Annotated in this window: 17 protein-coding genes; 11 read left to right on the forward strand and 6 right to left on the reverse strand. The window is 71.5% G+C overall.

All coding sequences use genetic code 11. The features are described 5' to 3' along the window. Positions 1 to 119 precede the first annotated feature (119 nt). Positions 120 to 605: a TSUP family transporter gene (locus A4E84_RS45075; RefSeq protein ID WP_418082247.1), complete on the forward strand. Its 486-nt coding sequence runs from the start codon at positions 120 to 122 to the stop codon at positions 603 to 605. 43 nt (positions 606 to 648) lie between these two features. On the opposite strand, the gene A4E84_RS39395 is transcribed toward A4E84_RS45075, so the two are convergent. From A4E84_RS39395 to A4E84_RS39405, 3 genes are all read right to left on the reverse strand, one after another. Then, positions 649 to 1344 carry a hypothetical protein gene (locus tag A4E84_RS39395; protein ID WP_062931128.1) on the reverse strand — a complete coding sequence of 232 codons (696 nt, stop codon included), beginning with the start codon at positions 1342 to 1344 and terminating at the stop codon, positions 649 to 651. 875 nt (positions 1345 to 2219) lie between these two features. Then, the gene (locus A4E84_RS39400) at positions 2220 to 4025 is read right to left on the reverse strand and encodes a caspase family protein (RefSeq protein WP_062931129.1); all 1806 of its coding nucleotides are present in this window, start codon (positions 4023 to 4025) and stop codon (positions 2220 to 2222) included. Continuing rightward, positions 4022 to 4414 (reverse strand): hypothetical protein, encoded by a 393-nt coding sequence (locus A4E84_RS39405; protein ID WP_062931130.1) that lies wholly within the window; start codon positions 4412 to 4414, stop codon positions 4022 to 4024. The genes A4E84_RS39400 and A4E84_RS39405 overlap by 4 nt, the downstream gene beginning before the upstream one ends. A gap of 442 nt (positions 4415 to 4856) precedes the next feature. Between A4E84_RS39405 and A4E84_RS39410 the strand changes: the two genes are divergently transcribed. The 4 genes from A4E84_RS39410 (at position 4857) to A4E84_RS39425 (ending at position 10267) form a co-directional block, all read left to right on the forward strand. Continuing rightward, a complete protein-coding gene (locus A4E84_RS39410) occupies positions 4857 to 6272 on the forward strand; it encodes a family 2B encapsulin nanocompartment shell protein (RefSeq protein WP_062931131.1) in 1416 nt (471 codons plus the stop codon). 78 nt (positions 6273 to 6350) lie between these two features. Continuing rightward, a complete protein-coding gene (locus tag A4E84_RS39415; protein ID WP_062931132.1) occupies positions 6351 to 7694 on the forward strand; it encodes a family 2 encapsulin nanocompartment cargo protein terpene cyclase in 1344 nt (447 codons plus the stop codon). Positions 7695 to 7721: 27 nt separating this feature from the next. After that, positions 7722 to 8597 (forward strand): geranyl diphosphate 2-C-methyltransferase, encoded by an 876-nt coding sequence (locus tag A4E84_RS39420; protein ID WP_062931133.1) that lies wholly within the window; start codon positions 7722 to 7724, stop codon positions 8595 to 8597. Positions 8598 to 8725: 128 nt separating this feature from the next. Then, positions 8726 to 10267, forward strand: coding sequence for a fused MFS/spermidine synthase (locus tag A4E84_RS39425; RefSeq protein WP_107308447.1), 1542 nt, complete (start codon positions 8726 to 8728; stop codon positions 10265 to 10267). 28 nt (positions 10268 to 10295) lie between these two features. On the opposite strand, the gene A4E84_RS39430 is transcribed toward A4E84_RS39425, so the two are convergent. Further along, positions 10296 to 11888 carry a glycerol-3-phosphate dehydrogenase/oxidase gene (locus A4E84_RS39430; RefSeq protein WP_079129304.1) on the reverse strand — a complete coding sequence of 531 codons (1593 nt, stop codon included), beginning with the start codon at positions 11886 to 11888 and terminating at the stop codon, positions 10296 to 10298. Next, entirely contained in the window at positions 11885 to 12502 is a 618-nt protein-coding gene (locus A4E84_RS39435) for a TetR/AcrR family transcriptional regulator (RefSeq protein ID WP_062931134.1), read from the reverse strand. Before A4E84_RS39435 ends, A4E84_RS39430 begins: the two co-directional genes overlap by 4 nt. Before the next feature lie 66 nt (positions 12503 to 12568). Here A4E84_RS39435 and A4E84_RS39440 point away from each other — a divergent pair, with 66 nt between their 5' ends. The 4 genes from A4E84_RS39440 to A4E84_RS45085 all read left to right on the forward strand — a co-directional run bounded on the left by A4E84_RS39440 (position 12569) and on the right by A4E84_RS45085 (position 17635). Then, positions 12569 to 14167 (forward strand): FAD-binding oxidoreductase, encoded by a 1599-nt coding sequence (locus A4E84_RS39440; protein WP_062931135.1) that lies wholly within the window; start codon positions 12569 to 12571, stop codon positions 14165 to 14167. 84 nt (positions 14168 to 14251) lie between these two features. Continuing rightward, positions 14252 to 15133 (forward strand): diacylglycerol/lipid kinase family protein, encoded by an 882-nt coding sequence (locus A4E84_RS39445; RefSeq protein WP_062931136.1) that lies wholly within the window; start codon positions 14252 to 14254, stop codon positions 15131 to 15133. A 66-nt stretch (positions 15134 to 15199) separates the two neighbouring features. Beyond that, positions 15200 to 16048: a GNAT family N-acetyltransferase gene (locus tag A4E84_RS39450; RefSeq protein WP_062931835.1), complete on the forward strand. Its 849-nt coding sequence runs from the start codon at positions 15200 to 15202 to the stop codon at positions 16046 to 16048. A 210-nt stretch (positions 16049 to 16258) separates the two neighbouring features. After that, the gene (locus tag A4E84_RS45085) at positions 16259 to 17635 is read left to right on the forward strand and encodes a C40 family peptidase (protein ID WP_237305093.1); all 1377 of its coding nucleotides are present in this window, start codon (positions 16259 to 16261) and stop codon (positions 17633 to 17635) included. Between the two features lie 36 nt (positions 17636 to 17671). Here A4E84_RS45085 and A4E84_RS39460 read toward each other — a convergent pair whose 3' ends face one another. Further along, on the reverse strand, positions 17672 to 19195 hold the full coding sequence (locus A4E84_RS39460) for an alpha/beta hydrolase (RefSeq protein WP_062931138.1): 1524 nt from the start codon (positions 19193 to 19195) through the stop codon (positions 17672 to 17674). 166 nt (positions 19196 to 19361) lie between these two features. Between A4E84_RS39460 and A4E84_RS39465 the strand changes: the two genes are divergently transcribed. Both A4E84_RS39465 and A4E84_RS39470 read left to right on the forward strand, forming a co-directional pair. Beyond that, positions 19362 to 20306, forward strand: coding sequence for a helix-turn-helix domain-containing protein (locus tag A4E84_RS39465; protein WP_062931139.1), 945 nt, complete (start codon positions 19362 to 19364; stop codon positions 20304 to 20306). Positions 20307 to 20499: 193 nt separating this feature from the next. Continuing rightward, complete coding sequence (locus A4E84_RS39470; RefSeq protein ID WP_159029677.1) at positions 20500 to 21000, forward strand: hypothetical protein; 501 nt, start codon at positions 20500 to 20502, stop codon at positions 20998 to 21000. Positions 21001 to 21032: the final 32 nt, after the last annotated feature.

A 21032-nucleotide genomic window follows, 5' to 3' on the forward strand; every position in this document is an offset into this window, starting at 1 on the left:
ACGCCGGGGCCAGGTCGGGCCCGGCGCATGCGGCCGCGATCCCAGAGCTGCATCATCACCGGCTCCTGGGCCGGGTTCGATCTGGTGGTACCGCCGCGACGGTGCTCTGCCCGGACTGGGTGTTTTTCCGGCTCCTGATCGCCGCCCTGCTCCTGCCGCTCCGGGTGCGGCTGTGTGTCCGCACCCTCAGCCCGGCCCGCGGCCGTGCTGTCGCGGAGGCGGAGCCGTCCCCGGTGGCGCCTACGGCTCTGGCGGTGGCGGTGGGCGTGGTGGGAGGTGTCTACGGCATCGGCGGCGGATCCCTCCTCGGACCGATCCTCGCCGCCCGGGGCCTGCCCATGACGCGGGTGGCCCCGGCTGCACTCGCGGCGACGTTCGCCACGTGTGTCGTCGGCGCCGTTGTGTATGCGCTGCTCTCCCTGACCAGCGTTGGCGATGTCGTACCCGACCGGTGGCTCGGGCTCGCCTGCGGACCGGGCGGCCTGGTAGGCGGCTCCATCGGCACCCGCCTGCAGCCCTGCCTGCCGGAGACGGGCCTGCGCCTCCTCCTCGGCGGCCTGGCTGCAGGCCTGGGCACCCTCTACGCCGTGCAGGCCCTGGCTTGAGGCGCCGAGTCCGCCGCGGCGCGTTCGAGGGCCGGGCGCACTGTCAGTTGTCGGTGCCCTCGGGCTGGGCTTCGGCCTCGGACGCAGCCGCCGATTCCGCGGCAGGGGCGGTGTAGAAGACGGACCTGCCCTGCTTGGAGCGCTCGGCCTGGCTCTTGGCCACGAGTCCTTCGAGCGTGACGCGCACGACCTTGGCCGCGATGCCGCGGTGGGGGTGGGCCTCGCCGAGCGCGGTGGAGATCTCGGCCGCGGAGCGTGGTTCCTTCTGCTCGGCGAGATGGCGGCGGATGAGCTCGACCAGGGTGGGCTCGGGTGCCTTGGGGCTGTCCGCCGTCTTGGCCGCGGGCTTCTTGACTGCGGGCTTCTTTGCTGCGGACTTCGCGGCTGCGGGCTTACCGGCCGCCGGCTTCTTGGCTGCCTTCTTCGCCGGCGTGGCGGTGGACTTGGGTGCCTTCTGCTTCTCGCCGGCCGCCGGACCGGTCTTCTTCCCACGCGGGGAAGGCAGCACGGCACTCTCGGACTCGGCTGCGGACCCGTTCGGCGGCGTGGTGAAGCCGAGGGCCTGCTGCATGCTCTTCAGCACGTCGTGGTCGTGCTGAAGAGCGGCGAGCTGCTCCTTCAGGGTGGTGATTTCCGCACCGATACGTTCTTGCTCCTTGACGTTCGCTTCGAGATCGCCGGTCACCTGGGCGATGTACTGCGATGCCAGTTCGGTGGCGGGAATCTTTGTCTCGGGCATGGCACTGACCTTTCCTCGGCGTCGAAGGCATGCTGCGGGTGATGCCTGTCCCAGGGCGGGCTTCGGCGGCCCGGTGGGGGAGTTGTATGTCCCGCAGGCTGCCCTGGTGAGAGATGGTACGGACATGCGGGGCCAGTTGTTCCCGCTGAATGGTGTCCTCTTTCCCGGCGCCGGCCTCACGACTGCGACCTTCGGCGTCAACGGACAGAGCACAGAGCAGAGTTGGCCGACTCGGAATCGGCACTCAGGAGTTCGGCTTGCTCTGTAAGGCCGCAGATCCTGTATGTCGTCCAGCAGGTCGCCGCCGGCCGCGAGTCCGTCGGCCCCTGGACGTGGCCGACGGGCGGCGACGGTCTGCCGTCGCTCCTCTTCACCGGCAGCTACCCGGCCCTGACCCGGATCCCCTTCGTCGTGGCCGGTATGGCGGTCGCCGCCTCGACCTCGCTGCCACCGCCGTACACATACGCCTGGCGATCACCGGCGCAGCCTGGCCGTCCTCGGTTACGGCGGCTCCTTCCTGGCCCTGCACCTGCTCCCCGGCGCGCTGAACACCCTCGGAGACGGTCCTGGCCGGCTGCCTCACCGCCATGGACGCCTTCCCCCCTCGCCGTGACCGTCCTCGCCACGCTCTGGTGCCGCTCCTTGCGGCCCAGCCCTCTGGACTGGCTGGTGACCAAGGCGACCAAGCCCGCCGAACTGATCCGCTGAACCCTCTTCCAGGGGACGTGGGCCCCGCACGAACACGGGCCCCATGGGCGCGAGGCAAGGCGGAGGAGGCCAGAAGGATCGAACTCGACGGCTGCCGGTCAGCTGCCTTGCCCCCCCACGGTGACGCTCTGCGTGCCCTGGACCGCGCGCTCAGCGCCTACTTCATGTCACCAATGGGGGCTGCCCACCAGGTAGGCGATGCCCGCGAGGACGGCCAGGATCAGCGCAGGGATCGCCAGCCCTTTCGCGATCGAGGTCAGCGTGCGCGTACTGCCCGCCGCCTGCCGCGTGTAGTGCTCCCGCCGTGTTCCGAGGTCGTGCCGGGCGACCGCGCCGACCACCAGCGCCACCGCACCGGTGATCAGACACACGATGAGAGGCGTGAGCACTCCGTGCTCGCGGACGTTGTCCTCGACGTTGCCGTACACCCCTGCATCGCCCCGTTCCATGAGGGCGGCAACCGCCCTCTGCATGGCCAGTACGAGTGTGCCGAAGGCTGCGACGGCCAGGGCGAGTGCGGCACCGGCAAGGGCGGGGGCCCGTCTGTCCGTTCGCTGGGCGGGTGTAGTGGTCAGGGGCGGCGTCTTGGGACGGGACGGGATACGCCGGGGGTCGATGACCACCGTCTCGCGCTTGCCGTCCGTTCCATGTGGCGGCGTTGTGGGGTCGCTCGCTGGACCCGGTTCAGGCTCGGTGGGCCCGGTCCCATGCGCCGGCGCCACCTCCGCTTCGACATGGATCACCGACTCGTCGGCCACACCCTTCAGCACGATGTCACCCGACAGGCGTCCCTCTTTGGCCGTGTCGACGTGGACCTCCAGGCCGCTGCCGGTCGGGTCGACCCGCAGCCACGACTGTTTGGGCTGGGCCACGCAATGTCGGGCCAGCGGCGGGCCGTGCATGGTCACGGCTTGCTTGTGAGGGGTGGAACCCTTCGGTATCACGCCGAAGTCCAGGTGGTCCGGGGATGGTGCCAGTCGGATCTTGCCCAGGGCGTCGGACGCCATGACGGCGATCTGCTGGATGTCGTTGCGCGCGACCTCCTCCAGGTGCTGACGCGCCCCTTCCGCCACGGGCAGCTCCGTGTGCTGCAGTCGTTTCTGCAACTCCAGCACGGCACCCTGCCGGGTCAGGAACTCTTCGCTGTTCAGGGCAGACCGCAGGGAGGGCGGCGAGGGGACGGCAACGATCTTGATGCGGCCGCGCCGGCTGTGCGCCAGATGCAGCTCCCCGTGCAGCTCCGCCGCCTTCTTCGGCGTCTGATGGGGATTCTGCTCCCGCACCTGTCTGTAGACATACTCATACAGATCGTCGAGGGAGACCTTGCCGTCCGCGTCGAGGTCGGCCTCGCCGGTCTCCAGGCCCTCGACCACTGCGTGGGTGAACACCGAAGGCTGCGGAGCGGAGGAGTCGTCGGCGAGTTGGCTGCCCTCGAATGCGTACTCCATGGAGTCGGACGCGGTGATGACCGCCCAGCCCCGCCCGCTGACCGGCTCGTCCTTCGCGAAGGACTCGAGGACGTTGACGTCTCCGGATGCGCGCACGGAGGACGAGCCCCGGGAGAAGGCCCCGCCGTAGCAGCAGTCGAGGAACAGCACGGTGCGGCCCGCCCGCGTGACGGACAGGCAACTGCGGACGAACTGGGAGGGGACCGCCGTGGCGGCCAGCAGCGGGGGCTCGGTGTCGCTCGCGGCGAAGTACAGCTCGCCCGACTCGCTCTTGAGGCCGTGGCAGGAGAAGTGCAGCAGGAGCGTATCGGCGCGGCGGCGGTCGTTGAAGAAGCCCTGGATGCGCCGGCGCATGACGTCCGCCGACGCGTTGTGCACGACCTCCACCTCGAAGTCGCCGATCTGCGGGTCGTGCAGCACCTTCTCAAGGGCCGCGGCGTCCTGGGCAGGCGCCCTGAGCTTCTTGAGCCCCTGGTCGGTGTACCGGTCGTTGGCGATGATCAGCGCGTGTCTGGAATCCGTCATGGCTCGGCTCCAGCCGGGGAATGGCGCTGGACGAAGATCTCGAACGCCTTGGCGACCTGGTCGTCGCTCGCCTCGGACACCTCCAGGACGTCGTCGCCCATCCGCAGGTGCAAGGACGGGTGCGTGTCATGGCGACGGCCCAACCACGACCGGATGACGGTCATCACCTGATTCAGGGCGGTGGCCGAGCTGCCCAGAGTCACCAGCAGGGCACCGATCTGAGTGATGTCCACGGCCCGGGCTCCGGGAGGGACCTCCCCGCCGGGGAGTGTCGTTACGTCGTCCACGTCGAGATCGAGCAACTCCTCACGCAGGTAGCCGGTCAGCTCGGCGACGCGTTCTGCTTCCGCGTCCTCCTCGGTGAGGAGGATCTGCAGTTCGTTCTCCACCGTGTCAGCCCCTTCGTTCGTGCTCTTCGGGGCGGCGCAGAGTTCGAGGTATCGGTGGGCTCTACGTCAGTATCTACAGTTTCCGCTGCTCAGAGCCGGGTGGCAAGTGGCCCACGACGGAATGAATTTCACGGTTCAACCGTAAGATTTCGTCTTCAACTTGGCACGGCTCACCGTCGGCGAGGTTCTGTCGGCGAAGCGGCGCGCCGGGAGGCGGGGCCATGCCGCGGGACGGACCGATAAACCGCATTCCACCGATTGTCACTGCTTCGAGGTAAGCATCTCGTCTCCCCGGTGGTTGCGGCCCGTCCAGCGGCTAGCTTTCTGCAGGTGGACGGATCGCCGTGATCCTTCCCGCCCCGTTGCCCACTCCTCCCTGTCTCCCGGTCGGCGCACCCTTGTGCGCCGGACGCCCCGTCGTGCAAGGAGAGACTCCCTCCCGATGACCGTCGACAGCATCCCGGAAACCCGGACCGCACCCGACGCGGCGCAGCAGTCGCTGAGCACCGCCGCCGCCCGCAACCTCGCCACCACCACCAAGTCCGCACCGCAGATGCAGGAGATCACCTCCCGCTGGCTGCTGCGGATGCTGCCCTGGGTCGAGGCCGAGGGAGGCGCCTACCGGGTCAACCGGCGGTTGCGCCACACCCTCGGCGACGGGCGCATCGAGTTCGTCCAGGAGGGCGCAACGGTCCGGGTGATCCCCAGGGAACTCGGTGAACTGGCCCTGCTGCGCGGGTTCGAGGACACCGACGTCCTCACCGCACTCGCCGGCCGCTGCACGCAGCGGGACTTCGCGGCGGGTGACGTCCTCGTCGAGCGTGGCAGCCCCGCCGACCGGATCCACCTGATCGCCCACGGCCGGGTCAGCCGGACCTCCGCGGGCAAGTACGGCGGAGAGATCGCCATCGCGGTCCTCGCGGACGGCGACCATTTCGGTGAGGACGCCCTGCTGGACTCCGACGCCCGTCACGACAGCACGGTCACCGCCGAGACCTCCGGCACCCTCCTCACGCTCTCCCGATCCGACTTCGCCGCAGTGCAGGACTCGGCGCCCGCCCTCCGGGCCCATGTCGAAGCGTTCAGCTCCCGCTCACGACTGCGGCAGAACAAGCACGGCGAGGCCGAGATCGCCCTGTCGGCCGGCCACGTCGGCGAGGCCGAACTGCCGGGCACCTTCGTCGACTACGAACAGCAGCCGCGCGAGTACGAACTCTCCGTCGCGCAGACCGTACTGAGGATCCACACCCGGGTCGCCGACCTCTACAACGGTCCGATGAACCAGAGCGAGGAGCAACTCCGGCTCACCGTCGAGGCCTTGCGGGAGCGCCAGGAACACGAGCTCATCAACAACCGTGAGTTCGGGCTGCTGCACAACGCCGACTTCAAGCAGCGCATCCAGCCCCGTTCCGGCCCGCCCACACCGGACGACATGGACGATCTGCTCTGCCGCAGGCGCGGCACCAAAATGTTCCTCGCCCACCCCAGGACCATCGCCGCCATCGGACGGGGCTTCAACGCCTGCGGTCTCTACCCCGACCACGTCGACCTCGGCGGACAATCCGTGCCCGCCTGGCGCGGGGTCCCCATCCTGCCCTGCAACAAGATCCCGATCAGCAAGGAGCAGACCAGCTCCATCATCGCGATGCGCACGGGCGAGAAGAACCAGGGCGTCATCGGTCTGCGGCGGACCGGACTGCCGGACGAGTACGAACCGGGGCTCTCGGTGCGGTTCATGGGCATCAACGAACAGGCGATCAACTCCTACCTCGTCAGCACCTACTACTCCGCCGCGGTGCTCCTCCCCGACGCCCTCGGCGTGATGGAGAACGTGCAGATCGCCTCCAGGCCGCGCTGAAGCCCCTGAGCCGTGCAGGGTCCACGCCTCACACCCCCGCACGACGGAGCCCCACCCCACCGCAGCAAGGAGCTGCCGATGCCCGACTCCGGGCCCCTCGGATCATCCCCGCCCGAACAGCGGCCGACGCCGCCCACTGCCGTACCGGATGCCCCCATCGCCGTACCGGACGCCCCCGCGCCGGTGGTACCAGGCCCTCCGGCCAGGCCGACCGCGCGGCACTTTCTCGCCGCACTGCATCCGCCGGTCACGATCCCCGACCCGCCACCGCCCCCGGCGGCCGCCCCCGTACCGGACACGCCCGACGCGGCCGGGGCCGGCTCCGCGCTCCAGCGGATCCTGCGCGGACCCACCGGGCCGGGCACGGTCTCGCTCTCCGTGGCCGAGAGGTTCCAACCCCCGCTCCCGGATCCGGAGCCCCCGGCCCCCGTCCCGCCCGCCGAGGGGCGAGCCGTCCCCGGCCTCTACTACCACCCCGTCCCGGAACCCGACCCCGTACGCGTCGAGGAGGTGAGCCGCCGGATCAAGCACTGGGCCGAGGACGAGGTCCAGCTCTACCCCGAGGAATGGGAGAAGCAGTTCGACGGATTCTCCGTCGGCCGCTACATGGTCGCCTGCCATCCCGACGCCCCGACGGTCGACCACCTGATGCTCGCCACACGGCTGATGGTCGCGGAGAACGCGGTGGACGACTGTTACTGCGAGGACCACGGCGGGTCACCCGTCGGTCTCGGCGGGCGCCTCCTCCTCGCGCACACGGCGATCGACCACTTCCACACGACCGCGGAGTACGCGCCGGCCTGGCTGGAGTCGCTCGGGTCGGACGCCCCGCGCCGGGCGTACCGCAGCGCGATGGACTACTTCGTCCGCGCGGCCACGCCCTCCCAGTCCGACCGCTACCGGCACGACATGGCCCGGCTGCACCTGGGCTACCTCGCCGAGGCCGCCTGGGCGCAGACCGGTCATGTCCCGGAGGTGTGGGAGTACCTGGCGATGCGTCAGTTCAACAACTTCCGTCCCTGCCCCACGATCACCGACACCGTCGGCGGTTACGAACTGCCCGCGGACCTGCACGCCCGGCCGGACATGCAACGGGTCATCGCCCTCGCCGGCAACGCGACCACCATCGTCAACGACCTCTACTCGTACACCAAGGAACTCAACAGCCCGGGCCGCCACCTGAACCTGCCGGTGGTGATCGCGGAACGGGAGCAACGGTCCGAGCGCGACGCCTATCTGAAGGCCGTCGAGGTCCACAACGAACTCCAGCACGCCTTCGAGGCCGCCGCGGCAGACCTCGCGGCGGACTGCCCCCTGCCCCCCGTGCTGCGCTTCCTCAAGGGCGTGGCCGCCTGGGTCGACGGCAACCACGACTGGCACCGCACCAACACCTACCGCTACAGCCTGCCCGACTTCTGGTAAAGAACGGACCTTTCTGTGACCACTGAAATGACGACGGAAACGACCACCACCGCCTCCGTGAAGATCCCGGCCCCGGCGACGCCGTACCAGGGGGACATCGCCCGCTACTGGAACAACGAGGCACGGCCGGTCAATCTCCGCCTCGGTGACGTGGACGGGCTCTACCACCACCACTACGGCATCGGCGAGGTGGACCAGGCCGCGCTCGGCGACCCGGCCCACAGCGAGTACGAGAAGAAGCTCATCGCCGAGCTGCACCGGCTGGAGTCGGCACAGGCCGAGGTCCTCCTGAACCACCTCGGCCCCATCGGGCCCGGCGACACCCTCGTCGACGCCGGCTGCGGGCGCGGCGGCTCCATGGTCATGGCCCACCGACGCTTCGGCTGCAAGGTCGAGGGCGTCACCCTCTCCGCGACCCAGGCCGACTTCGGCAACAGGCGGGCACGGGAACTACGGATCGAGGACCACGTCCGCTCCCGCGTGTGCAACATGCTCGACACACCCTTCGAGAAGGGCAGCATCGCCGCTTCGTGGAACAACGAGTCGAGCATGTACGTCGACCTCGGCGACCTGTTCGCCGAGCACTCCCGCTTCCTGCGAGTGGGCGGCCGCTACGTGACGATCACCGGCTGCTGGAACCCCCGCTACGGCCAGCCGTCGAAGTGGGTCTCCCAGATCAACGCCCACTTCGAGTGCAACATCCACTCCCGCCGCGAATATCTGCGCGCCATGGCCGACAACCGGCTCGTGCCGCAGGCCGTCGTCGACCTCACGCCGGACACCCTGCCCTACTGGGAGTTGCGGGCCACGTCCTCGCTGGTCACCGGGATCGAGAAGGCGTTCATCGAGTCCTACCGGGACGGCTCCTTCCAGTACGTCCTGATCGCGGCCGACCGCGTCTGACCCGGCCTCGCGGATCCGGGATCCTCACCGGAGGGCCCGGCTCCGCGAGTTGGATGAGATCGCGCTCAACCCGCACAGCACATATGAGGATTTGAACGGTGCCGTTCCGTCGATGACCCCGTGCGAGAATGTCGCCCGTGACCGGATCGTCTACGTCGCCCGTCGTTGAGAGCACACCCCGTGATGGTCTGGGCCCCCGTGCCGCCGCGATACTGGTGTTCGGGTCCTCGGCGGCGGTCCTGGTGGTCGAGATCGTCGCCTTGCGGCTGCTGGCTCCCTACCTCGGCCTGACCCTCGAGACCAGCACCATGGTGATCGGCATCGCGCTCACGGCCATCGCCTTCGGCTCCTGGCTGGGTGGCAACATAGCGGACCAGGTCGATCCGCGTCGGCTCATCGGTCCTGCGCTGGGGGTGTCCGGAGCGGTGGTGGCGCTCACTCCCGCGGTGCTGCGGAGCACGGCGGAATGGGCACCGGCGGTGCTCCTGGTCATCGCGTCGCTGACCATCCTGGTGCCGGGTGCGCTGCTCTCCGCGGTGACGCCGTTCGTCACGAAGCTGCGTCTCACCAGCCTGGCGGAGACCGGAACGGTGGTCGGCCGGCTGTCGGGCATCGGCACGGTGGGCGCCATCGTCGGCACCGTGCTCACGGGCTTCGTCCTCGTGTCGCGGTTGCCGGTCAGCGGCATCCTGCTCGGGCTCGGAGCGCTGCTGGTGGCCGGCTCGGCATGGGTCGAGTGGCGAACGCGCGGGTGGACCGGCACCCCGGCCCTGGCACTCGTCGTCGCGGCCGGCGGCCTCGCCGCCACGGTCGCGCCCGGGGGTTGCGACGTGGAGACCAAGTACCACTGCGCACGCGTCGTCGCGGACCCCGGTGAGCGCGACGGCCGCACGCTCGTCCTGGACGGCCTGCGGCACTCCTACGTCGACGTCGACGACCCGGCCCATCTGGAGTTCGAGTACGTGCGCGCCGTCGCGTCGGTGGTCGACGCCGGCTTCCCGCAGGGCGAACCGCTGGTGGCCCACCACCTGGGCGGTGGCGGACTCACTCTTCCCCGCTACCTCGCGGCCACGCGCCCCGGAACCCGAAGCCTCGTCTCCGAGATCGACGGCGGAGTCGTGCGCATCAACCACGAGCGACTCGGTCTGCGGCCGGAAGCCGGCATCGACGTGCGGGTGGAGGACGGCAGGCTCGGCCTGCGGCGACTCGACACCGACAGCCGTGACCTCGTCGTCGGCGACGCCTTCGGTGGCGTCAGCGTGCCGTGGCACCTCACCACCGTGGAAGCGATGGCCGATGTCCGGCGGGTGCTCGACGACGGCGGCCTGTACGTGGCCAACCTCATCGATCACGGTGGCATGGACTTCGCACGCGCCGAAGTGGCCACGCTAGGCGAGACCTTCCCGCACGTCGCGCTCCTCGGCGAACCCGCCGACATCGGCCTGGGCCCGGCCGCCGCGTCCAAGGGCGGCAACCTGGTGGTGCTGGCCTCCGACCGGCCGGTCGACCTCCGGGCGGTCCAACGAGCGCTCGACGCCCGCCACACCGGCTGGAAGATCGCCACCGGCGAGGACCTCACCTCCTGGACCGGCGCTGCCCGGCTCCTCACCGACGATCACGCACCCGTGGACCAGCTCCTGCAGCCCTACAGTCCGCAGAGCGGCCGGTGAGCGGGCGAGACCAGGCCCACCGGCGTCTTCACCGGGTTCGGCTTCCCGTGCCCAGGGTCTCGCCGACCAGCCCGCGTACGGCCTTCAGCGCCTCGGCCCGGTCCGCCGGGACCAGTCCGATGCGCGTGCGACGGTCGAGCAGGTCGGCTTCGTCCAGGGCGCCCTCGTGCCGTAGCGCCCACAGCAGTTCGGCGCCGGTCACGGCATGGCCGGGCACGACGGGCTCGCCCAGCCGCGGGTCCTGGTCGGCCAGGGCGAGTACCGCGGGCGCCTCGGTGCCGTAGCGCTGGACGAGGCGGCGGGGCGCGCGCACCGCGGCGAGCGTCCGGGGGGCCGCGGCGCCCACCAGCGGGAGCGTGGCGGTGGGGGAGGGGCCGGCGGTCAGACCGCGAGCGTCGACCACGGCGTTCACGGCGTCCTCGGCCATCCTGCGATAGGTGGTGAGCTTGCCGCCGACCACACTGACCACGCCGTCCGGCGAGGTCAGCACCGCGTGCCGGCGGGAGATGTCGGCCGTGCGTGAGGCGGCGCCGGGCTGTGCGGTGGGGGTGGTGTCCAACAGGGGCCGCAGCCCGGCGAACGCGCCGACGACGTCGCTGCGACGGACGGGGACGTCGAGAACCGAGCCGAGGACGTCGAGCAGGAAGCCGATGTCCGTCTCCGGCACCTCGGGGACGTCCGGGACGGGCCCGTCCAGGGGCTCGTCGGTGAGCCCGACGTAGACGCGGCCGTCGTCCTGGGGCAGGACGAGGACGAAACGGTTGGTCTCGCCGGGGATGGGGATGTGCAGACCGGCGGGCAGCGGGCCGATGTCCTGCGAGCGCAGGACGAGATGGGTGCCGCGAGAGGGCCGGACCCTGATGCCCTCCACGAGGTCACCGGCCCACACTCCGGATGCGTTGATCACCGCTCGGGCTCGGATCTCGCCCTCCTCGCCGGTGAGTTCGTCGCGTATCCGGGCCCCGGACGCGGAGAGTTCCACGGCCCGGACACGGGTCAATATGCGGGCCCCCCGTGCGGCGGCGGTACGGGCGAGGGCGGTCACCAGCCGGGCGTCGTCGGTGAGCCTCCCGTCCCAGGAGAGCAGGCCGCCGCGCAGCTCCGCGGGGCGCAACGCCGGGGCCAGGTGCCGGGTCTCGACCGGGGAGAGCCGGCGCGGGGCGGGCAGCGTGGCGCGGGCCGTGCGGGCCGACAGCCGCAGGGCGTCGCCGGCCCGGAAACCGGCCCAGGCGAGAGCGGCCTGGCCGCGCGAGACGAGTCCGGTCAGGGGCAGCACGAACGGCTGGGCGCGCACCAGATGGGGTGCCGTCCGCTCCATCAGCACGCCGCGTTCGACCGCGCTCTCGTGGGCGACGTCGAACTGGGCCGAGGCCAGGTAGCGCAGCCCGCCGTGGATGAGCTTGGAGCTCCAGCGCGACGTGCCGAACGCGAGGTCGTGGGCGTCGACGGCGACGACGTCGAGACCGCGGGCGGCGGCGTCGAGGGCCGCTCCGGCGCCGGTCGCACCGAGGCCGACGACCAGCACGTCCACCACGCGGCCGTCGGTCGCCTCGGTCAGGTCGCGGGTGCGCCGCGCTGCGGACAGGGAGGCCCCGGCGGCGGGGGTGCCGGTCAGGCTCATGGGGTGAGGGTCCTCTCCAGAACGGTGCGCAGTTCGGCGAGGAAGGCCGCGCTCGTGAGCTCGGCGTCGTCCTCCTCGGTCATGGTGCGCAGGGACAGGGCGAAGGACTGGAGGACCAGCAGCACGGTCCGGGCCTGGCGTTCGGCGGGGGCCACCCGCACCGAGCCGTCCGCATGTCCCTCCCGCAGCGCCCCGGCGAGCAGCTCCAGCAGGGCCTCCTGGCTCGCGCCGCGGCGGTCCAGCACGTAGGGCAGGAGCAGTTCGGGGTCGACGTCGACGATCTTCTGGAAGAGCGGGTGGGCGCGGAAGGCCTCCACGCCCGCCACCAGGCCGTCGATCAGCGGTGGGCGCGTGCCCACGTCGGGCCGGCTCTCGGGCATGGATCCGGTCGCGACGGCGATCCACTCGCGCGTCATGAGATCACCGACCAGGGAACGGACGTCGGGCCAGCGGCGGTAGAGCGTCATCCGTGAGACGCCCGCGCGGCGGGCCACGTCGGTCATGGTCGTGCGGCGGACACCGACCGCGAGGACGCAGTCCCGGACGGCGTCGAGCACCACGTCGTTGTCGGAGGACTTCTGCTGAGCCGAGCTGTTGTGACGATTAGGCGTCATGTGTAACAGTGTAACGCCCGAGGCCGCTCCAGCGGCAACCCCCGACGACCGGTGAGGACGACACGCATGGACATGCTGTGGAACGGCTGGGGCGACCCGGCCAGGGCGACGCCGCTGCCCGACACCGTCACCGGGCTGCTGCGCGACTGGCTCGGCGTCAAGCCCCAGCCCACGGCATCAGCCCGGCTGGAGGAGATCACGATCTCCACGCCCGCCCTTGAGGACTCCGCCCGCCACGCGCTGCACGCCGCACTCGGCGATCGCGCGGAGAGTCTCCGCACGGACCCCGAGAGCCGCATCCGGCACACCCGCGGCAAGTCCACCCCGGACCTGCTGCGCATCCGCGCCGCCGACACCACCGACGCCCCGGCGGCGGTCGCCCTCCCGCAGAGCCAAGACGAGGTACTCGCCGTGCTCCGCGTCTGCGCCGAACACCGCCTCGCCCTCGTCCCGTTCGGCGGCGGAACCTCCGTCGTCGGCGGCCTCGCCCCCGCCGGCAAGGCACCCTTCATCGCCCTGGACCTGCGGCGCATGAACCGCATGCTCGACCTCGACCCCGTCTCCCGGACCGCCACCCTCCAGCCCGGTCTGCGCGCACCCGAGGCCGAGGCGCTCCTGGCCGAACACGGCTTCACCCTCGGCCACTTCCCCCAGTCCTACGAGTGGGCCACCATCGGCGGCTTCGCCGCGACCCGCTCCAGCGGGCAGGCCTCCGCGGGCTACGGGCGCTTCGACGAGATGGTCCTCGGACTCACCCTCGCCACACCCGAGGGCACCCTCGACACCGGCCGGGCACCCCGTTCGGCGGCCGGACCCGATCTGCGGCAGCTGCTGCTCGGCTCGGAGGGCGCCTTCGGCGTCATCACCTCCGTGACCGTCCGCATCCGGCCCGTCCCGCGGACGCGCCGCTACGAAGCCTGGCGCTTCGCCTCCTTCGACGAGGGCACCGCCGCGCTGCGCCGCCTCGCACAGGACGGCCCCCGCCCCACCGTCCTCAGGCTGTCCGACGAGACCGAGACCCTGATCGGCCTCGCCCAGCCCGCGGCCATCGGCTCCGCCGTCGAGCAGCACAGCGCCGGATGCCTCGCCGTGGTCGGCTTCGAGGGCACCGAGCAGGACACCGCGGGGCGGCGGGCGGCCGCGGCGGCCGTACTCACCGACAGCGGTGGCGAGTTCGCGGGCGACGAGCCGGGGGAGCGCTGGGCGCACGGCCGCTATGCGGCGCCGTACCTGCGGGACTCGCTCCTCGAAGCGGGCGCGTTCGCCGAGACGCTGGAGACCGCCGCCTACTGGTCGCGACTGCCCGGCCTGTACGCCGCCGTCCGCGACGCGCTCACCGCCACGCTCACCGACAACGGCACCCCGCCGCTGGTCATGTGCCACATCTCGCACGTCTACGAGAACGGCGCCTCGCTGTACTTCACGATCGTCTCCGCCCAGGGCGCCGACCCCGTCGAGCACTGGACACGTGCCAAGCACGCCGCGAACGAGGCGATCCTCGCCGCGGGCGGCACGATCACCCACCACCACGCGGTCGGCACCGACCACCGCGACTGGTACGTACGGGAGGCCGGGGACCTCGGTGTCGCGGCGCTGCGCGCCGTCAAGCGACGGCTGGACCCGGACGGCCTGCTGAACCCCGGAGTCCTGCTGCCGGCCGACTGACCGCAGCCCCGCTCTCCGCCCGAGCCCGCACCACCCCTGACCAGACGACAGCCCGGCACCACCCGTCAGCCCGGAGGCACATCGATGCGACAGTTCACCGCCGTCGTCAACCCGACCGCGGGCGGAGCCACCAGCGCTGCGGCGCTGCACAAGGTGGCCCGCCTCCTCCGGGAGGCGGGCGCCGAGCTGGAGACCGAGTACAGCCGCAGCCTCCCCCACGCCCGCGAACTCGCCCGGCGCGCCGGGGAACGCGGCCGGGTGGTGCTCGCCGTCGGCGGCGACGGGATCACCGGAAGCATCGGCGGAGCCCTCAGCGGCACCGGCGCCCTGTTCGGCATGGTCCCGGCCGGCCGCGGCAACGACTTCGCCCGGGCCCTGGGCCTGCCCGGCGACCCCGACGGCGTCGCCCGGGTGCTGCTCCACGGCACACCACGCGCCGTGGACACCATCGAGGTCACGTCGTCCGTCCACGCCGGCACCGTCGTGCTCGGCAGCGTCTACGCGGGCGTCGACGCGCTCGCCAACCTCCACGCCAACCGCTCCCGAATGCTGCGCGGTTCGGCCTCCTACTACGCAGGTGCCCTACGCGCGATCAGCACCTGGCGCCCCGTCCGCTACCGGATCACCGTCGACGGCCGGGACCACGCCTACAGCGGCTACACCGTGGTGGCCGCGAACTCCAGCTACTACGGCTCCGCGCGGCGTATCGCTCCCGAGGCCCGTCTCGACGACGGTCTGCTCGACGTCGTGATGATCCGCGACGCCCCGCGCCGCCTGTTCTTCGCCCTGATGAAGGAGCTCGACACCGGCGCCCACATCCACCGCCCCCAGGTGCAGGTGGTGCGCGGCCGGGAGATACGCATCGAGGCCGACCGGGACGTCCCCTACGGCGCGGACGGCGAGATCGAGGCCGTCCTCCCGGTGACGGCCAGAGTGCTGCCCGGCGCACTGCGAGTCCTGTGCTGAGCCGCCGATCCCCGTCGCGATGAAACAAAGTGGCGGCTATGGTGCCCTGTTGCTTGGATGCCCGACATGACTTCTCCTGACTTTGGCGACCATCCTGAGCGAGCACTGCTGGACCGGCTCGAGGAGTACTACGACGACGTCCCGCGGCACAGCGCCCGCGTCGAGGACCACGGGCCGCTCACCCTGTTCGTGCCTGAGGGCCAGGGCTGGCCGTTCTACGCACGTCCCGCACGGGGAGGGTCCGGACCGCTGCGGCCCACCGACGTTCAGAAGGTCCGTGCTCGCCAGCGGGAACTGGGGATCCCGGAGAGTTTCGAATGGGTCGCCGAGACCACACCCACGCTCCGGGCAGCAGCCGAGGAGTCGGGACTCGTGGTCCACGAACACCCGCTCATGGTCCTCGATCCCGGTACTCCGGCAGCCGGTGTGGACGGATCGTCCGGCAACGTGTCCGTGCGGATCATCGGCGCGGACGATCCGATCCTGCCCGGCGCCCTGGCCGTTCCTCAGCTCGCCTTCGCCGAGCCCGGGACCCACGTCGGTCTCGCGGGAACACCACAACTGACGGAAGCGATCAACGCCCGTGTCGCCGACGGATCGGTGGAACGCGCGATCGTACGTATCCGGGCAGGTCTGACCGTGGTCGCGGCAGCCGTCGAGCACGGGTCGGTTCTGTCCGCCGGCCAGCACCAACCGCTCGCAGGAGTCAGTGAGATCGTCGGCGTCGGAACGCTCCCCGCGGCCCGCCGCCGTGGTCTCGCACTCGCGGTCACGGAGGCACTGGTGGCCGACGCCCGATCGAGGGGAGCGGCAACCGTCTTCCTGTCGGCAAGTGACGACGATGTCGCACGGCTCTACGCCCGCCTCGGCTTCCGCAGGGTCGGAACGGCACTGATCGCCGAACCCGCCGAGTAGGGGTGAACGTCACAGCGGCATATCGGGCAATTCGCGACTTCGATCTTCACGGAAGGCTCACAAGTTGGCTAAGTTGGTTACAGCATGCACGACTTCCGCCGATGGGTAGGTGGTTTCGTGCGCTCCCGGACTGAAGGAGTGCCCTTTCCATGGCGCTGGAACGAACCTCGCGCCTCGGAGTGACCGAGGCCCGGCTCTCGCAGTTGGCTGGTGCCCGCGTTGGCGCATGACGGCGAGGGGCCGAGCCCTGACGAGGTCCGGCGGAGGATCGACAGTCTCTACGACCGGGCCGAGAGCGACACCGGCACCTTCAACGCGACCCGCGCCGCCGCGATACCGCGTCAGCGCGGCACGGTCGCCCGCGGCCGGTCCGAGGGGGACACACCGCCGGCGGTCGGAGCCCTTGCCCGGCAGTGGTTCGACGTCGCCCGCGCCAAGCTGGGACCGTCCGTGCCGGCGTGGCAGTCGGACCGGAAGGTGCCGGTCCGGCCCGAGCGCGCACCCGAGGCGGCACGACCTGTGCGTCCGGCGGCACGCCCCGCGGAATCCCGCGCCCTCGAAGTGCCCCCGGCGGAACGCGCCGCGGAATCCCGCGCCCTCGAAGTGCCCCCGGCGGAACGCCCCGCGCAACTCCGCGCCCTCGAAGTGCCCCCGGCGGCACGCCCCGCGGAATCCCGCGCCCTCGAAGCGCCCCCGGCGGAACGCGCCGCGGAATCCCGCGCCCTCGAAGTGCCCCCGGCGGAACGCCCCGCGCAACTCCGCGCCCTCGAAGCGCCCCCGGCGCCCACCGGTGGTGCGTGGGAGCTGCCCGTCGGATCAGCTCAGGCGCCTGCCGCCGAAGTCCTCCCGGAGCTCTCCGACCAGCGTGCCGCACCGGTTGCGACAGGTGGCGCACAGCCGGGTCTCTACGGCGATCTGGCGGCCTGGCCCCTGTACGAGCCCGCACCAGCGCCCGCCCTGGAGTCCGGCCCACCGTCCCTCGCGGCGCTGCCCGCCGTCCCAGCTCCCACCGAGGGTGCCTACCAGGTGGATCTTCTGACAAGCGGGACGGAGGCGTACGGTTCCGGTCCAGTGACCGGCGCGACCGCACCGTATGTCAGGCCCCTGGCAGCGGATCTCACCGCTTACCAAGCCTCCGGTCCACCGGCCGACATGACCATGACGACCTATGGCGCCGGTCTGCCCGACACTCACGGCGCATCCTGGCTGACGCCGGCCGCCGGCCGCAGCAGCCAGGCCGAGCGGGTGATCGCCTTCGCCCGCGCGCAGATCGGTCTGCCGTGCGTATGGGGCGCGGTCGGGCCGGGATCGTACGACGCCGCCGGGCTCACCCAGGCCGCCTGGAAGGCTGTCGGTGTCATGCTTCCCCGGACCACCCAGGCCCAGTGGAGTGCGGGGGAGCAGGTCTCGCTCGCTGATGCCCAGGTCGGGGACCTGGTCTTCTTCCACGACGACCTCGGCCATGTCGGCATCTGGAGCGGCGACGGCATGATGATTCACGCGTCCGGCCCGGGAGCGCTCATCCGTGAGGAGTCGGTGTTCTTCGCCGGGCAGTCGGCCATCAAGGGCGCGATCCGCCCGGCTTGACATGCCGCGCAGGGGAGACCTGACGCGGCTGGGGATTCACCTGGTCAGGTGGGTGACCACCGAGCGCATCGCCTCGTGCAGGGCGGGGATCGTCTCCTCCGGCGCGTCGAGGGTCTCGAACCCGTGGTGGCCGTTGGGGACATCGACCAACTCCAGTCGCGCAGCGCTCTCGTCCGCCGCGGTCACGAACGCATCGACCGTCGCGGCGAGCTCGGGAGCCTCTCGCCCGGCGCGGAGGAGGACGATGGGCAGGGAGCCCGCCTGTCCGACCGCCCGGGCGGGGTGGAAGCGGCTGCCGGCCATGCCCCAGGCGGGAAGGGGCGCCAGGACGGGATAGGACGCGGCCAGGCAGCGCAGCCAGGCGGGCGGCCGTGTCAGCCAGTCCGTGGTGAGGAGGCCGCCGCCCGAGAAGAACCACAGAGCGATCCGGTCGGCGTCCACCCGGGCGTCGGACCGCACCAGGTCCACCCCGGTGGCGATGTCCGCGGCCGCGCGGTCATAGTCCGCGACGTCGTGGAGGCGGTGGTCGAGCGTCGCGCCGACCATTCCCTCGGCGGCGGCCCAGCGGGCGTACCCCACCAGGGTCGGCCACTCGCGCGGGAGCGGCCGCGCTCCCGCGGGTACGGGTCCGCCGTGCACGAAGACCACGGCCGGTCGCGGGCCCTCGCCGTCGGGGACGTACAGATCGACATGACCTTGACGGTCGCGAGGCAGCTCGGGGACGTCCAGCGGGAACGGGCGCAGGTGGGCAGGCGCCGGTGCGTCGTCGCCGGCCGGCCGCAGGCGGTGTCCCTCACCGGCGGCGGCCCGCAGCAGGACGTCGGCCAGTGCGTCGGGACAGGACAGCATCGGCCAGTGCCCGGTGGGAAGTTCGAAGAAGGTGACCTGAGGTTCGGTCAGGGCGGCCAGCGCGGGGTCGCCGAAGTCGACGAGCCTCTGCACCTGGTCGATACCGGCGCCGTTGCGGGCGCACAGCACGCCGCTGACAGGAACCGCGGCCACCGCCCCGGTCAGCCGCAGCGGCTCAAGCAGAGTGCCCAGCGGCTGTGGCGCCGACAGGGCGGTCAGCCGCTCCAGGCCCGCCTCACCGACGTCGGCGGTACTGCCCCAGCGCTCCCACTCGTCACGTCCCGGTGGCGCCAGCACGCCCTCGCGCTCGCCCGCCTCGGCGCGTGCTGCCAGCTGCGCGCGCAGCGCCTGGTCCGGCACGGCGGCCAGCGCCGGTACACCGTTCTGCGGCATCCCGCAGTCCAGGTACACGACGCGTGCGATGCGCTCCGCTCGCCGATCAGCGGCGCCGAGCACCGGGTGGATCCCGTAGTCATGACCGACGAGCACGATCTCCCGCCCGGATGCCACGTCCACCGCGTCGATCGCCGCGATCACGTCCTCGATGTGCGTCTCCAGACCGACGTGCGATGGTGCGGCGGGCCGAGCCGGGTCGATGCCCGTCAGCGGGACGGCGTGTGCCGTGCTGCCCGCCGCGATCAGCCGTGCGGCCGTCTCCTCCCAGACATGGGCCCCGGTGAACACACCCGCAACCATGATGAACACGCTCACAAAGTCCTCCCCGGACTCTCAGGTTTCGCCGAACTCGCCGAACTCGCCGAACTCGCCGAACTCGCCCCATGACGCCGCGCGGGTCGCGAACGCCGTGTCCGCGGGCCGCCGTGCCTGCCTCGCCCGCGCACCGGTACCGTAGGAACTCCCCTTAAGGGAGGTTCAACTGTCGACGTCACACGAGCTGTTGTGGAGCATCGGGGAACTCGCAGAGCGCGCCGACGCCACGGTGAAGACCGTCCGCTTCTACTCCGACCAAGGCCTGCTCCCCGAAGCCGCCCGCAGCAGTGGCGGACACCGCCGCTACGGCCCCCAGGCACTGGAACGACTGCAGCTGATCCGCTCCCTGCGCGCCCTCGACCTGCCCCTGCCCGAGATACGCCGCATCCTCGACGACGAAGAGGCAGCCGACCATGTGCTGGAGGACGCCCTCGACAGCCGCCTGCGTGGGCTCGGCAGCGAGCTGAAGACCCTGCGCTGGCGGGAAGCCGCACTCCAACTGGTGCGGGACTGCCCGCCGGCTCAGCGCGCGGGCCGGCTGAGGCTGCTCAGCGCGCTGAGAACCCCGCCGAGCACCGCACCACTGGCCAGGTTCTGGCGCGCCTGGCTGCCACCACGGATGCCGCGCCCGGCAACTGCGGCATTCCTGGAGGCGGCCGTTCCCCAGCCGCCCGACGAGCCGCACCCGACCCAGGTACTCGCCTTCGCCCGGCTGCATGCGATGACGACCGCCCCCTGCCCGGACGGTCGACAGCCCCAACCGGAGGTGCACCGAGCAGCAGGTGCCGACGGCGCCGTGCTGCTGTACGCGGGCCTCGCCGAAGCATTCGAACTCGCGGCTCCACACCTGCGCCGGGCACACGACCCGCACCCGGGTGAGGCCCTCGATGCCTATGTCGCCGCGTACGCGAGTGCCTTTCGCAGCCGCGACACCCACGAGTTCCGGCGCTCTCTGGCTGCCCGGCTCTCTGCCGAGGCGCGCCTGAACCAGTACTGGGAACTCGCCGCCGTCGTTCTGACGCCGCCAGGCAGCAGTCCCCGGCCGACCCCGGGCTCAGCGGACGACTGGCTGCGCGCGGCCCTGCAACTGGACAACGCCAGAACCGCGTAAGTCCCGTCTCACCGGTTCGGCGACGCTACGACTCCATCCGCTTAGCGCTATTAGCCGACCTACCGCCTCTTTGTGCCGAGTTCGCTTCTTTTCGTATCGCCGGCGCTGCGTCACGGGCATTCTTGCGACGGTCAGTCGGGGCAGGGTTGCGGGCCTTGTAACGGAATGTCAACTACTCCGGGAGGTGGGCTTGTTGACCGGTGGCACGCGATGGCTGCTGGCGGGTGTGGCGGCGATGGTGGCGTTCATCGTGCCGACGGTGCTGTGCGGGATGTGGCTGCTGTCGGCTCTGGTGCCGGACGAGGCAGCGCGCTGGGGCGTGGCGTCTGCGCTGGGTGCGGCGGTGGCCGCGGTGTCCGTGCTGTGGGGGCAGGGTTTCGCTGCACGCCCGGGTCGCGGGAGCGGCACCGCAGGCGGGCCGGCCCGCAGCGTTCAGGCGCCCGGGACGAGGGCCGTCGCGGTGGGAGCGACCGTGCGGGGCACCATCTCCACAGGTGACGGCGGCGTGCCCTGCGCGAGCCCGCCCGCCGGCCGGCCGGCGCAAGGGACGGTGACCGCTTACCCGGAGCCCGCCGCGGGGGCAGCGCCGTTGGGGTCGGTGACCGCCTCAGGCGAACGGTCGGTCGCTGTCGGCGATGCGGTGGCCGGCGACATCTCCACGGGCGATCACCCGTCCGAAGAGGACCGTCGGTGACGAAGTCACGCAGGTCAGCCGTGGAGGGGAAC

Source organism: Streptomyces qaidamensis (assembly GCF_001611795.1).
Taxonomy (GTDB): domain Bacteria; phylum Actinomycetota; class Actinomycetes; order Streptomycetales; family Streptomycetaceae; genus Streptomyces; species Streptomyces qaidamensis.